At 58.4% G+C, this 13,058-nt stretch carries 14 protein-coding genes; 3 read left to right on the forward strand and 11 right to left on the reverse strand.

What is annotated here, in order from left to right:
- Window positions 1–4: 4 nt before the first annotated feature.
- The 3 genes from gap (ACXAH3_RS01315) to gap (ACXAH3_RS01325) all read right to left on the reverse strand — a co-directional run bounded on the left by gap (ACXAH3_RS01315) (window position 5) and on the right by gap (ACXAH3_RS01325) (window position 2,371).
- Window positions 5–1,003, reverse strand: coding sequence for a type I glyceraldehyde-3-phosphate dehydrogenase (gene gap / locus ACXAH3_RS01315; RefSeq protein WP_474860260.1), 999 nt, complete (start codon window positions 1,001–1,003; stop codon window positions 5–7).
- 101 nt (window positions 1,004–1,104) lie between these two features.
- Window positions 1,105–1,248: a hypothetical protein gene (locus ACXAH3_RS01320; protein ID WP_474860261.1), complete on the reverse strand. Its 144-nt coding sequence runs from the start codon at window positions 1,246–1,248 to the stop codon at window positions 1,105–1,107.
- A 124-nt stretch (window positions 1,249–1,372) separates the two neighbouring features.
- Window positions 1,373–2,371 carry a type I glyceraldehyde-3-phosphate dehydrogenase gene (gene gap / locus ACXAH3_RS01325; RefSeq protein WP_474860262.1) on the reverse strand — a complete coding sequence of 333 codons (999 nt, stop codon included), beginning with the start codon at window positions 2,369–2,371 and terminating at the stop codon, window positions 1,373–1,375.
- Window positions 2,372–2,642: 271 nt separating this feature from the next.
- Here gap (ACXAH3_RS01325) and ACXAH3_RS01330 point away from each other — a divergent pair, with 271 nt between their 5' ends.
- Entirely contained in the window at window positions 2,643–3,605 is a 963-nt protein-coding gene (locus ACXAH3_RS01330; protein ID WP_474860263.1) for a DUF808 domain-containing protein, read from the forward strand.
- Here ACXAH3_RS01330 and ACXAH3_RS01335 read toward each other — a convergent pair.
- Entirely contained in the window at window positions 3,602–4,474 is an 873-nt protein-coding gene (locus tag ACXAH3_RS01335) for a DMT family transporter (RefSeq protein WP_474860264.1), read from the reverse strand. The two genes, ACXAH3_RS01330 and ACXAH3_RS01335, sit on opposite strands and share 4 nt — an antisense overlap.
- 198 nt (window positions 4,475–4,672) lie before the next feature.
- Window positions 4,673–6,697, reverse strand: a complete 2,025-nt coding sequence (tkt, locus tag ACXAH3_RS01340) for a transketolase (protein ID WP_474860265.1) — start codon at window positions 6,695–6,697, stop codon at window positions 4,673–4,675.
- A gap of 261 nt (window positions 6,698–6,958) precedes the next feature.
- Between tkt and ACXAH3_RS01345 the strand changes: the two genes are divergently transcribed.
- Complete coding sequence (locus ACXAH3_RS01345) at window positions 6,959–7,474, forward strand: hypothetical protein (protein WP_474860266.1); 516 nt, start codon at window positions 6,959–6,961, stop codon at window positions 7,472–7,474.
- A complete protein-coding gene (locus ACXAH3_RS01350; RefSeq protein ID WP_474860267.1) occupies window positions 7,467–7,856 on the forward strand; it encodes a cell division protein ZapA in 390 nt (129 codons plus the stop codon). The genes ACXAH3_RS01345 and ACXAH3_RS01350 overlap by 8 nt, the downstream gene beginning before the upstream one ends.
- 71 nt (window positions 7,857–7,927) lie before the next feature.
- Here the strand turns inward: ACXAH3_RS01350 and grxD are convergent, their stop codons facing one another.
- From grxD to ACXAH3_RS01380, 6 genes are all read right to left on the reverse strand, one after another.
- Complete coding sequence (grxD, locus tag ACXAH3_RS01355; RefSeq protein WP_474860268.1) at window positions 7,928–8,290, reverse strand: Grx4 family monothiol glutaredoxin; 363 nt, start codon at window positions 8,288–8,290, stop codon at window positions 7,928–7,930.
- Between the two features lie 34 nt (window positions 8,291–8,324).
- The gene (locus ACXAH3_RS01360; RefSeq protein ID WP_474860269.1) at window positions 8,325–8,567 is read right to left on the reverse strand and encodes a hypothetical protein; all 243 of its coding nucleotides are present in this window, start codon (window positions 8,565–8,567) and stop codon (window positions 8,325–8,327) included.
- Window positions 8,564–8,800, reverse strand: coding sequence for a BolA family protein (locus ACXAH3_RS01365; protein WP_108855881.1), 237 nt, complete (start codon window positions 8,798–8,800; stop codon window positions 8,564–8,566). The genes ACXAH3_RS01360 and ACXAH3_RS01365 overlap by 4 nt, the downstream gene beginning before the upstream one ends.
- 59 nt (window positions 8,801–8,859) lie before the next feature.
- On the reverse strand, window positions 8,860–9,399 hold the full coding sequence (locus tag ACXAH3_RS01370; protein WP_474860270.1) for a hypothetical protein: 540 nt from the start codon (window positions 9,397–9,399) through the stop codon (window positions 8,860–8,862).
- The gene (purL, locus tag ACXAH3_RS01375; RefSeq protein WP_474860271.1) at window positions 9,400–11,559 is read right to left on the reverse strand and encodes a phosphoribosylformylglycinamidine synthase subunit PurL; all 2,160 of its coding nucleotides are present in this window, start codon (window positions 11,557–11,559) and stop codon (window positions 9,400–9,402) included.
- A 468-nt stretch (window positions 11,560–12,027) separates the two neighbouring features.
- Window positions 12,028–12,921 (reverse strand): LysR family transcriptional regulator, encoded by an 894-nt coding sequence (locus ACXAH3_RS01380; protein ID WP_474860272.1) that lies wholly within the window; start codon window positions 12,919–12,921, stop codon window positions 12,028–12,030.
- Window positions 12,922–13,058: the final 137 nt, after the last annotated feature.

Genomic DNA, 13,058 nt, shown 5'->3' on the forward strand with positions numbered 1-13,058 from the left:
TTGATTAAAGGTACTTGCCCATCTCAACCGCAGTATCCAGCATGCGGTTCGAGAAGCCCCATTCATTGTCGTACCAGCTAAGTACGCGCACCATGTTGCCTTCCAGAACCTTGGTCTGATCCAAGGCCAGCGTCGATGAGTGCGGATCATGATTGAAGTCGATCGAGACCAGAGGGCGGTTCGTAACGCCCAACACACCTTTCAGCGGGCCATCAGCAGCGGCTTGCATGGCAGCGTTGATTTCCTCGGCGGTGGTGTCGCGGCTGGCTTCGATTGTCAGGTCCACGCAGGATACGTTCGGGGTTGGTACGCGGATCGCGACGCCATCCAGCTTGCCATTCAGTTCCGGCAGAACCAGACCCACGGCGCGGGCGGCGCCTGTGGTGGTGGGGATCATCGACATGGCGGCGGCGCGGGCGCGATACGGGTCTTTGTGCAGCGTATCCAGCGTCGGCTGGTCGCCTGTATACGAGTGGATCGTGGTCATGAAGCCCTTGGTGATGCCGACGGTGTCATGCAGAACCTTCGCAATCGGGGACAGGCAGTTGGTGGTGCAGGATGCATTCGAGACGTGGATGTCATCCGCCGTCAAGCTGTCATGGTTCACGCCGTAAACGATGGTCTTGTCAGCGCCGGAGGAGGGGGCCGAGACCAGAACTCGGCTAGAGCCATTCGACAAATGCACCTTCGCCTTGTCGCCGGTGAAAATGCCGGTGCATTCCAGAACGATGTCCACATCGCCCCATGGCAGGTCTTCCGGGTTGCGAATGGCAGTCACGGCGATTTTGCCACGGCCCGCGTCCATCCAATCCTCGCCGAAAGTGACTTCGTTCGGGAAGCGACCATGAACGCTGTCGAACTCCAGCAGATGCGCGTTCATCTCGACCGAACCAAGATCGTTGATCGCGACGACTTCGATATCCTTGCGGCCGCTTTCGTGAAGGGCCCGAAGCACCAGACGGCCGATGCGACCGAACCCGTTGATTGCAACTTTGACCGTCATGCCTGACTCCTTCAGTTTCGCATGTGAATTGTGAGCGCTAACATCGCAACATTTTCGAAAAGGTCAAGGGGGAAGGGGCGGCTGGTCACAGGACCGTGGGATCAGCGCCAGAAAGCGGCCCATTCGGTCAAAGTAAGGAACTTCTTGGCCAGGAACAGCAGATTGGCGCTGTCCCATAGGAAAATGTCCAGCCCAACCAACAGAAGGATCACGGCGCCCAGCACGATGGCAAGCTGATTTGTCAATTGGATGCTCCTGCCTGTTTCGGCTAATGTGGCAAGTCGGGCAGGGTGGGGCAAGTTAAAATAGGCAAAAGAAAACCCCCGACACGCACGGCCTCGGGGGTCTTTGTTCAGCGATCGAATGGGATCAGATCGAGCCCATCTTCACGGCCACATCGCCCATACGGGTCGAGAAGCCCCATTCGTTGTCATACCATGCCAGGATGCGCACCAGACGCCCACCGATCACCTTGGTTTGGTCGGCAGCAAAGATCGAGCTTTCTTCGGTGTGGTTGAAATCGGTCGAGACCAGTTTCTCTCCCGTATAGCCAAGAACGCCCTTCAGCGCGCCCTCGGACTGCTCTTTCATTACGGCGTTTACGTCTGCGACAGTCACGTCTTTCTCGACAACTACGGTCAGGTCCACGGCCGAGACATTCGGGGTCGGTACGCGTACAGCCGAGCCGTCCAGCTTGCCTTTCAGCGCGGGCAGAACCTCGCCCAGTGCTTTGGCCGCGCCGGTCGAGGTTGGGATCATCGACATCGCAGCGGCGCGGGCGCGGTAGAGGTCGTTGTGGCGGCGATCCAGCGTCGGCTGGTCGCCAGTATAGGCGTGGATCGTGGTCATGATGCCGCTTTCGATGCCAAAGGCATTCAGCAGAACTTTAGCGACCGGAGCCAAACAGTTCGTGGTGCACGACCCGTTTGAGATCATCGTATCGCCTGCTTCCAACATCTCGTCATTCACACCGTAAACGATGGTCTTGTCGACATTGGTACCGGGGGCCGACAGCAGAACCTTCTTTGCACCACGGTCCAAATGCGGCTTTGCCTTTACGCCGTCATTGAAGTTGCCGGTGCATTCCAGAACGACGTCACAGCCCTCCCAGTCCAGTTCGTTCATGTCATAGGTCGACATCATCTGCATCGGGCCTTGGCCCACATCCATGGTGCCGTCGCCCAGCACAACCTCGTTCGGGAAGCGGCCATGCACGCTGTCATATTTCAGCAGATGCGCTGCGGTTTCCAACGGGCCGGTGGCATTCAATTTCACCACCTGAATATCCTGGCGTCCTGAGGCAGCGATCTGGGCCAGAGTACAGCGGCCGATGCGACCAAAACCATTTATGCCGACTTTGACAGTCATGAGTTCTTCCTTGTTCAAAAGCGGCCGTCGCCAGCTGCAAAAGATTATCTAAGACTTGCTTGGGGTATATCCGGGACCGGATTGGCACCCAACCCGGAAAACACGTTTGACACCAGCATGATAGCGAAAACATGATCCAAGCTGCGGGTCGTTAGCGCAAACCTTCAGCAGTCGGAATTTTTCATTCCCTCGATAAGCGATGGGCTTGCCCTTTGGGGTGGGTGCGTTAGATTCGCCCACGAACGCGCAAAGGAATGATTGGGGCGAGTAGATGAGTGGTTTGATTGCACTTCTGGATGACGTGGCAGGAATTGCGAAGGTTGCGGCGGCCTCGGTTGACGATGTGGCGGCGCAGGCGGCTAAGGCCAGCGCGAAAGCGGCGGGTGCCGTGATCGACGATGCTGCCGTGACGCCGAAATACGTGCAAGGGTTTGAAGCCAAGCGCGAGCTGCCGATCATCGGGCGCATCGCTTGGGGTTCGATCAAGAACAAGCTTCTTATTCTTCTGCCCATTGCGCTTTTGCTGTCGGCCTTTGCCTCTTGGGCCATCGCGCCGCTTTTGATGCTGGGCGGGGCCTATCTGTGTTTCGAAGGGGCCGAGAAAGTGTGGCACACGCTTTTCCCGCATGATCACACATGGGATCACGCCGAGCATGTGGAAGGCGATCCGTCCCATTTGGAAGAAGAGAAAGTTGCGGGCGCGATCAAAACCGACTTCATCCTGTCGGCCGAGATCATGACCATCATCCTGTCGGGCATCCCCAACAGCAATTTCTGGATGGAGGCCGCAACGCTGGCCGTCGCTGCCGTGGGCATTACCGTGGCGGTATATGGTTCTGTGGCGCTAATCGTTAAGGCGGATGATTTTGGCCTGTATCTGGCCAGCAAAGCCAAGCTGGGCGCGACGCAGGCACTGGGCCGTGGGATTGTGAAGGCCATGCCCTATGTCATGAAGCTACTGACCATTGTGGGCACGGCGGCGATGATCTGGGTCGGCGGGTCGATCATCGTTCATGGGCTGCACGAGCTGGGATGGCATCTGCCTTATGAGACCATCAAACACTGGGCCGAAGCTGCTGCTTACGCTGTGCCGAACTATGCTGGCTTTGTGAAATGGGTCGTGACAGCCGCGCTGGATGGCGTGCTTGGCTTGGCGTTGGGCGTGCTGATCATTCCCTTGGCCACATGGGTGATCGGTCCGATCTGGGGGGCGATTTTCAAAGGGAAAGCTTAGGCTTTCGGCCTTGATCGGCTGAGCAAGAACAGCCCGCTTAGAACAATGACGGCGCTGCCTACCAGCGTCATCGCATCGGGGCGTTCGTTGAAGACCACGACGCCCAAGATGAGAGCAAACAAAAGGCGCGAGTACCGAAACGGTGTTACGACCGAGACCTCTCCGGTTCGCATCGCAATGGTCAGCGCGCCGTAAGCCATGACGCCTGCGCCAGTGGCCAACACAATGAACCCAGTGGCTGCAGGAGTCAGCGCGCGCAGCTCTCCGGCGACGGTCATCAAGATCAGCCCTGAAACGGTCAGAACCGCAAACCCGGCCACGCCCAACTGTGCCGCATTCAGGGACGCTGGGCTGGCACGGGTCGCCAGATCACGCCCAGCAAATCCCAACATTCCAAGCACTGCGAAAATCGAAAGCGGGTCGAAAGCGTCCAGCCCCGGCCGCAGGATCATCAAAACTCCGATGAAGCCGACGAAGATTGCCGCCCAGCGACGCACACCGACCTTTTCGTTGAACACGATCACCGCGCCCAAGGCGACGACCAGCGGGGTCGCTTGCAAAATGGCTGAAGCGCTGGACAAAGGTGTCAATGCAAGCGCCAGTGCGAAGAACATGCGCCCCGCGACTTCGAACAAGGATCGCCAGATCAGCACGGGCGAGCGCAGATCCGGGTGAAAAACCTGTGCCCCCTGCGCGCGGGCCATTAACGCAAAAACAACCAATCCGCCCAGCCCAAACAGCGCCACCGCCTGACCGATGGGGATGTCGCGCGCGGCGGCTTTTAGCGCCATGTCCTCAAGCGCGAAGGCGCCCATGGCGAAGACCATGAAAAGCGCGCCGCGATGGTTGTCGCTTAGGGTGGAAAGCATGGGGGATCCTTGTCTGAAGCGGCGGGGGTGAAGGGGTTAACCCCCCGGGTCCGAAGGGCGTCAAAGACCTTAAACGTCGCTTACCGCGCGCTTGCAAGGGCATACGTAAAACGCCCCGCCGATTGGGCGGGGCGTTTTGTCCGTCTCGGGCCAAAACCCGTGTAGATTTTGGGTCCGATTTTTCAGGAGAACTTCGGCTTAGCCCAGAAGCTCTTTCGCCTTGGCGATGACGTTCTCGGTGGTGATGCCGAATTTCTCGAACAGCACGCCTGCCGGGGCCGAAGCGCCAAAGCCTGTCATGCCCACAAAGGCTTGCTTGGCTTCGCGACCACGCTCGCCCAGAAGCAGGCGGTCCCAGCCGCCGTCACGCACAGCAGCTTCGATACCAACGCGCACTGCGCCAGCGGGCAGAACCTTGCGGCGATAGGCTTCGTCTTGCTGGGCGAACAGCTCCATGCAGGGCATTGAAACAACTCGGGTACCGATGCCTTGGGCTTCCAGTTCAGCGCGTGCTTCCATGGCCAGCGACACTTCCGAACCGGTCGCGATCAGGATCACCTGACGCTTGCCAACTTCCGCATCCGCCAGCACGTAACCACCTTGAGCAGTAAGGTTCTTCTGCTTGTAGTCAGTCCGCACGGTCGGCAGGTTCTGACGTGTCAGAACCAGCGTCGACGGCGTCTCTTTCGAGGTCAGAGCCAACTCCCACGCTTCCGCCGTTTCCACCGTGTCAGCAGGACGGAACGTAAAGCTGTTGGGGGTCGCGCGGCAGATCGCCAGATGCTCGACCGGCTGGTGGGTCGGGCCATCTTCGCCAACACCGATCGAGTCGTGCGTCATCACGAAAACGGTCGGGATCCGCATCAGCGACGCCAGACGCATCGCCGGGCGCGCATAGTCGGTGAAGCAGAAGAACGTGCCGCCATAGGGTCGGATGCCGCCATGCAGGGTCATGCCGTTCATCGCGGCAGCCATGCCGTGCTCGCGGATGCCCCAATAGATATAGCGACCACCGCGGTTGTCGGTGTCAAAGACGCCGAGATCACCGGTTTTGGTGTTGTTCGACCCGGTCAAGTCAGCCGAGCCGCCTACGGTTTCCGGCATCACCGGGTTGATCACCGCCAGCGCCATTTCCGACGACTTACGGGTCGCAACGGCGGGCTTCGTCTCGGCGACTTCTTTTTTCAGCTTGCGCACAACAGCGGCCAGTTTCTTCGGCGCGTCCATTGCATAGGCGCGTTTGAATTCACCCTGCTTCCGATCCGAGATCGAAGTGAAACGCGCGTCCCAGTCGGCATGCGCTTCTGCACCACGTGCACCCATGGCTTCCCACTGTGCTTTCACGTCAGCGGGAACCTCAAACGCCCCTTGCGGTGCGCCGTAAACCTCTTTCGCGGCGGCAAGCTGTTCGGCATCCGTCAGCGCGCCGTGACCTTTCGAGGTATCCTGTGCTGCGTGGCCCAAAGCGATATGGGTTTTGCAGGCAATCATCGACGGCTTGTTGGTCGATTTGGCTTTGGTAAGGGCCGCGTCAATCTGCTCGGGGTCGTGGCCGTCGATTTCCTGAACATGCCAGCCCGAGGCTTTGAAGCGCTGGACCTGATCGGTGCGGTCGGACAGCGACACTTTACCGTCGATGGTAATGTCATTGTTGTCCCACAGAACGATCAGCTTGGACAGTTCGTGGCGGCCTGCAAGGCCGATGGCCTCTTGACTGATGCCCTCCATCAGGCAACCATCGCCGGCAATCACATAGGTGTGGTGATCCACGATCTTCTTGCCAAAATGGGCGCGCTGGATTTCTTCTGCCATTGCGAAACCTACAGCGTTTGCAATGCCTTGACCCAACGGACCAGTCGTAGTCTCGACGCCGGAAACGTGGCCGAACTCCGGGTGGCCTGCGGTGATCGCGCCCCACTGGCGGAAATTCTTGATCTGGTCCAGGGTGACGTCTTTGTAACCCGTCAGATACAGCAGCGAATAAATCAACATCGAGCCGTGACCCGCCGACAGGATGAACCGGTCGCGGTCTTCCCAGCGCGGCGCGGCCGGGTCGAACTTCAGGTGATTTTCAAACAGCACGGTTGCCACATCGGCCATGCCCATCGGCATGCCAGAGTGGCCGGAATTGGCAGCAGCAACGGCATCCAGCGTCAAGGCGCGGATGGCGGCGGCTTTTTTCCAGTGGTCAGGGTTTGCTTTGGCAAGAGCGGCGATATCCAAGGTCCGTGTCCTTTGGCTAAGTAACGTTTCGCCTCTGATAACAGTCCTACCGCTTGGGTCAAGCAAAGCAAGGCTTTCAGGGGCGCGAAGGGGCACATGTTTCTGTAATCAGTGGGGCAGTTTCGCGCGAACTGGCGGAATATGACACGCCCACCCCATACGGCAGCGAATCGCGTTTACAGGTGCTATAGGCCCCGAGGGCGTTGAGTGTTGTGCATCCTTGTGACAAGATCGGTTCAACAGGATTAAACAGGGCACATTATGAGTGATATTTCTGACCTAGAATCTCGCATCACCACGGCGTTGGAACGGATCAACGCGGGTCTTGACCAGTTGGCTGATCAGCCGGCGGCAGATTCCGAAGCGGTCGATCAACTGACCCGCCAGTTGGAAGACGAACGCACCACAAATGCGCAGCTGAACGAGCGGCTCTCGACGCTGAAATCTCAGGTCACGGATAAGTTTGATGTCGTCGAAGACGAGCTTGCCCGTTTGAAAGAACAGCTTGCCCAAGCCGAGGCCACTGCAGACACGCTGCGTCAAGCCAACCAAGAGCTGCGCAGCGCGAACGAAGCGTTGCGTGCGGCGGCGGCAACCGGTGTTGTCGATGCGACGTTGATCAATGATGGCATGAGCGCGGAACTGGCTGCGGTCAGTGCCACACAGCAGGCGGACCGGGCAGAACTGGACGCCGTTTTGACCGAATTGAATGCGCTGGCTGCACGGCAAACCGCCGCCCAGACTACCCAAGAGGCCGAGGAGGATACACATGCCTGACGTCACAATCACCATCGGCGGACGCGGCTTTGAAGTGGCCTGCCAAGAGGGCGAAGAACATTTCCTGAAATCCGCCGCTGCCATGCTGGACACGGAAGCCTCGGTTCTGGTCAGCCAGATTTCGAACCTGACGGAAAGCCGGATGTTGTTGATGTCGGGGCTGATGCTGGCTGACAAGACCGCTGGAATGGAAGACAAGGTCAAACTGACCGAGCGCCGCGTGGCCGAGTTGGAGCGCGAGCTTGAGGCGCTGAAAAACGCGGAGCCTCAGAAAGTCGAAGTGCCGGTCGTGCCCGCCGCCGTCACCGACACGCTGGCCGAGATTGCTGCCCGAACCGAGGCAATGGCCGCCTCCGTTGAAGAGCGGGTCAAGTCGGACTGATCACAGTTACAGAATGCAAAACGCGCGCCTAATTCTGGCGCGCGTTTTTTGTAGTAAGTGTCGACTGAAGATCAGGCGTTGGCTTCGCGGATCTTGTCGGCAGCTTCCTTGTTGAAGGCCACGCCATTGTCAGTAAACAGCGTGTCCAGCTCGCCCGACAGGGTCATCTCGGTCACGATGTCACAGCCGCCCACGAACTCGCCTTTGACGTAAAGCTGAGGGATGGTCGGCCAGTCGGAATATTCCTTGATGCCCGAACGGATTTCCTCATCCGCCAGCACGTTCACATCGGCATAATCCACGCCCATATAGTTCAGAACGCCAGCCACACGGGATGAAAACCCGCATTGCGGCATCTCTTTCGTGCCCTTCATGTAAAGCACCACGTCATTGGCTTTGACGGTTTCGTCGATGCGGTTTTTTGCGTCGGTCATTTTCTATTCCTTATCTCTGATCTCGACCGAGTCACTATCTGCGGCGCTTGGTGAGACGTTTATGTAGCTTCTGGATTTCTTCGTTTTGGCTGTGAGTGGCGTCGACAAGTTCGGTGTCGGTGGCCTCCATCCCCAGTTCTTTCTTTGCTTCACTTCGTGGCATTGCAGGTTGCCCAGAACTGAGTGGCTTGCGCTTGTTTCGCTTCAGATACAGCTCCACTCCGATGGCGAACCCCACAATCGCAACTAGCCCAAGAACCGCAAAGCCAAATGTCACTCAGGCACCTTCGTGGTCAGCGCCAGCGCGTGCAGCTCGCCACTGTCGATCTGCTCACGAACAGTCGCGTTCACGGCGCGTTGCTGTTGCACGCGGTTCATATCGCGAAAGCTCTCATCCACGACCTCGGCCGCCCAGTGGTTTCCGTCGCCCGCCAGATCGGTGATGGTGATCTGAGCGTTGGGGAAACCTGCGCGGATCAGGTCTTCGATTTTGGATGCTTCCATGGACATGGGCGAAACCTCGTATCTGTTTTGTTTAACTTATGTGTGGGGCAGGTGGGCCGCAAGGCCTAGCGGCGCATTGCGGCGTCACGAAAACTGGTCAGGACGGCGCGGGCGTCGGATAGAATGCCGGCCTCTTCGGCTGCGGCCAGCGTTTCGGCTGTCCACGCGGGGGTGGGTAAAAGCCGGTCCAACATGGCTTGCCGCGCGGCCTCTTGCGCGGCTGACAGCGGAAGGCTTGTGGACAGATGGAGTAGCTCGGCGACGTCACAAATGGCGCGCATCCGGCGATAGGCTTCGGACACGGCCTCTAACGTTTCGCGATCTTTGCGCCAGCGTTTGCGCGGGAAGATCTGCTGGGTCACATATTGCCCCGCGCCTTTGCAGTCGAACTTGGCGCAGCCCGGGAAGCCCTGATCTGACAGGGTTTCATGGATGCGGCACAGGTTGTCTGCGCCCAGATGGCGGCAGGGGGCAAGCGCGCGTTTGTCGAAGGCGAAATCATCGCCCGCGTCAAAACCAGGAGAAACGCAGCACAGCCCGCTACAGGCTGCGCAATCTGCTTTTAATGACGTTGGGTCGCCCGCTGTTGGGGCTGCCTGCATCATTTACGAATGCGCCTGATTGAAACCGGTGCGGAAGATCTGGGCCAATTCTGCCAGCGGCGCTTCCGAGCCGCCCATCTTCACACTGTCACCGGTGAAACGGCCAACGGTTTCAATCGTGACCCCCGCTTTGCCAGCTTCGATCATCAACGCTTCGGCCTGATCGAAGTTACAAGCCACCAAATAGCGCGCCTGATCTTCGCCGAAGAGCGTGGGGGTGTCCGACGCGTCAAGCTGAACACCGACTTCACCGGCCTCGGCCATTTCGAACGCGGCCAGCGCCAGACCACCATCGGACAGGTCCGAACAGGCTTTGATCAGCTCGCGATTGGCGCGGATGAAGTCACCATTGCGTTTCTCAGCGTCCAGATCCACATGGGGCGCGTCGCCGTCTTCGCGATTGAAGACCTCGGCCAGCAGGGCAGATTGGCCCAGATGGCCGTTGGTTTCGCCCACGACCATTGCCACGTGACCTTCGCGGGCCACGCCATCGATCATGTCGTCGAGGCTGTCCAGCAGGCCAACTGCACCGATGGTCGGGGTGGGCAGGATCGCTTGGCCGTCCGTCTCATTATAAAGCGAGACGTTGCCAGATACGATCGGCACGTCCAGCGCGGCCACGGCTTCACCGATGCCTTTGATAGCGCCGACGAACTGCCCCATGATCTCGGGCTTTTCGGGGTTGCCGAAGTTCAGGTTGTCGGTGGTGGCAAGGGGTTTCGCACCCACGGCGGTCAGATTGCGATAGGCCTCGGCCACGGCTTGGCGGCCACCTTCCAGCGGGTTGGCTTTCACATAGCGCGGCGTCACGTCCGAGGTGAAGGCGACGGCCTTGTCGGTGCCATGCACGCGCACGATGCCCGCGCCCAGACCGGGGGCACGCACGGTGTCGGCCATAACCATGTGGTCATATTGTTCATAGACCCACTGCTTGGCTGCATGGTTGGCCGAGCCGATCAAAGCCTTCAGCCCGTCAATCGCGTCAATCTCGGGTACGTCGGCCAGATCTTCGGCTGCCGGTGTTTCGACCCACGGGCGGTCATATTCAGGTGCACGGCCCGACAAGGGCGACAGCGGCAGGTCGGCTTTGACTTCGCCGTGATGCATGATCAGGAAGCGGTCTTCGGCCAGCGTTTCACCAACGATGGCGAAGTCCAGATCCCACTTTTCGAACACGGCGCGGGCTTCAGCCTCTTTTTCTGGCTTCAAAACCATCAACATCCGCTCTTGGCTTTCAGAAAGCATCATCTCGTAGGCGGTCATGTTGTCTTCGCGCTGGGGGACATCTTCAAGGTTCAGCTTGACGCCCAAGCCGCCTTTGTCACCCATTTCCACAGCCGAACAGGTAAGGCCAGCAGCACCCATGTCTTGGATCGAGATCACGGCGCCGGTCTGCATCAGTTCCAGCGTGGCTTCCATCAGGCGCTTTTCGGTGAAGGGGTCGCCGACCTGAACGGTGGGGCGCTTTTCTTCGATCGTGTCGTCGAACTCGGCCGAGGCCATGGTCGCGCCGCCAACACCGTCGCGGCCGGTTTTTGCGCCCAGATACACAACGGGCATCCCGACACCCGACGCAGCCGAATAGAAAATCTTGTCCGCATCTGCCAAACCTGCGGCGAAGGCGTTCACAAGGCAGTTGCCGTTATAGGCCGGGTGGAAGCGAACCTCGCCGCCGACATTGGGAACGCCGAAACAGTTGCCGTAGCCGCCGATACCTTCAACAACGCCATTGACCAGCTGTTTGGTCTTGGGGTGATCAACCTCGCCAAAGGACAGCGCGTTCATCGCTGCAATCGGACGTGCGCCCATTGTAAAGACATCCCGCAAGATACCGCCCACGCCAGTGGCTGCGCCCTGATAGGGTTCGATATAGGACGGGTGGTTGTGGCTTTCCATTTTGAAAACCACGGCCTGACCATCGCCAATATCCACGATGCCCGCGTTTTCGCCGGGGCCGCAGATGACCTGAGGGCCTTCAGTCGGCAGGGTGCGCAACCATTTCTTCGAAGACTTATACGAGCAGTGCTCGTTCCACATGGCCGAGAAAATGCCCAATTCGGTGAAGCTGGGCTCGCGTCCGATGATTTCGAGGATCAGCTCGTACTCATCCGGTTTCAGGCCGTGTGCTTCAATCAGATCGGTGGTGATTTTCGGCTCGCTCATGCTCGGTCCCCTTCGGCGTTGCGGCGACACGACTCGCGCGCACGCACGATACCAGTGTCAGTTGCTGCGCCTTGTAGGCGATGGGCGGTCATTGGGAAAGGGCTTCCATGCCTTGTTTTGCAGGAAGTTTGCGAGTTGCGCAAAAAAAAGGCCGGGCAGAGCCCGGCCAAGTCCAACAGGGAGGTAAAAACCGACTAGAGCGATGCTCGACCATCGGCTTTGAACCAGACTTAGGAGTGGCTCCGAGTCGCTTCAAGGAAAAATGCTGCATTGCGGCTATGCATTTTTCGCATGGCTCTTGGGGTATTTCGGGGTGGAATTGCGACAAAGTTGGGCGTGGTTTGGAAGAATGCCTGTAATTTTAGCGGTTTACGAGCGATTTTCGGTAAGCAATTGTATACCGTTGGGACAAGTGGTGGCTGTTGGACTGTTGCCAAAAAGCACCATTAAGAATCGCTTTATTTTGCCTTATTTTTGGGCGGCGCGGCGTTGTTCCGTCAATTCTTCGATGACAAAGTCGCGAAATGCCTCGATCCGTTTCGAGGCGCGCAGCTCTTCGGGATAGGCGAGATAGACGGGGATGTCCTTGCTTTCAACCTCGGGCAGAACGCGGGTCAGCTGCGGAAAATCATGGGTGATATAGTCCGGCAGCACCCCGATCCCCAGATCATTCAGGACCGATTGCAGCACGCCGAAATAGTTGTTTACAGTTAAAAGTGATCCAACATCATAGGTCAAAAGCTCGCGCACCAAAGCCGAACCCGCGCTGACCTGTGTGGCGGATGTGCTTTGGCAGATCAGGCGAAATTTCGACAGATCTTCGAGCGTTTCGGGTCTGCCGTTCGCCTTCAGGTAGCTGGGTGTCGCGTAAAGACGCATGTGCACGTCCATCAGCCTTTTGCGGATCAGGTCCGCCTGGCTGGGTTCTTTCATGCGGATGGCAACGTCGGCCTCGCGCATGGGCAGATCAAGCACACGTTCTTCCAGCATCAGATCGATGCGCAGGTCGGGATAGGCTTCGTACAGCTTGGGCAGGCGCGGGGCCAACCACATCGAGCCAAAGGCGGTCGTGGTGGTGACGCGCAGCTCGCCGAAGACTTCTTCCTTGCTGTCGCGTATGCGGGCGACGGCAGCTTCAAGCCGTTGGTTCATCGCTTTGGTGGCGTCGAACAGAAGTTCGCCTTGTTCGGTCAGGATCAACCCACGCGCATGTCGGTGAAACAGGGTAGCGTTCAGCCCTTCTTCAAGCGCTCGGATCTGGCGGGACACCGCGGATTGAGACAAATGCAATGCATCGCCCGCATGAGTCAGTGACCCCGCATCCGCCACGGCATGAAAAATTCGTAACTTATCCCAGTCCATGACGGACGCACCAATCCCTGTTAACGTTTTATTTGTTCACACTGCTACCATCAGAATCGTGATGAATGCCAGAACGGATTGTGATTGGCCCCCTTTTGATGGGTCATATATGTTGACCTATAAATGATAGGTCGTAT

The organism is Aliiroseovarius sp. ABM4_368, from assembly GCF_056161205.1.

Bases quoted from the DNA above. Each gene is read 5' to 3' on its own strand.
- gap (WP_474860260.1), bottom strand. From the start codon at position 1,003: ATGACGGTCAAAGTTGCAATCAACGGGTTCGGTCGCATCGGCCGTCTG.
- gap (WP_474860262.1), bottom strand. From the start codon at position 2,371: ATGACTGTCAAAGTCGGCATAAATGGTTTTGGTCGCATCGGCCGCTGT.
- ACXAH3_RS01330 (WP_474860263.1), top strand. From the start codon at position 2,643: ATGAGTGGTTTGATTGCACTTCTGGATGACGTGGCAGGAATTGCGAAG.
- ACXAH3_RS01335 (WP_474860264.1), bottom strand. From the start codon at position 4,474: ATGCTTTCCACCCTAAGCGACAACCATCGCGGCGCGCTTTTCATGGTC.
- ACXAH3_RS01345 (WP_474860266.1), top strand. From the start codon at position 6,959: ATGAGTGATATTTCTGACCTAGAATCTCGCATCACCACGGCGTTGGAA.
- ACXAH3_RS01350 (WP_474860267.1), top strand. From the start codon at position 7,467: ATGCCTGACGTCACAATCACCATCGGCGGACGCGGCTTTGAAGTGGCC.
- grxD (WP_474860268.1), bottom strand. From the start codon at position 8,290: ATGACCGACGCAAAAAACCGCATCGACGAAACCGTCAAAGCCAATGAC.
- ACXAH3_RS01365 (WP_108855881.1), bottom strand. From the start codon at position 8,800: ATGTCCATGGAAGCATCCAAAATCGAAGACCTGATCCGCGCAGGTTTC.
- ACXAH3_RS01370 (WP_474860270.1), bottom strand. From the start codon at position 9,399: ATGATGCAGGCAGCCCCAACAGCGGGCGACCCAACGTCATTAAAAGCA.
- purL (WP_474860271.1), bottom strand. From the start codon at position 11,559: ATGAGCGAGCCGAAAATCACCACCGATCTGATTGAAGCACACGGCCTG.
- ACXAH3_RS01380 (WP_474860272.1), bottom strand. From the start codon at position 12,921: ATGGACTGGGATAAGTTACGAATTTTTCATGCCGTGGCGGATGCGGGG.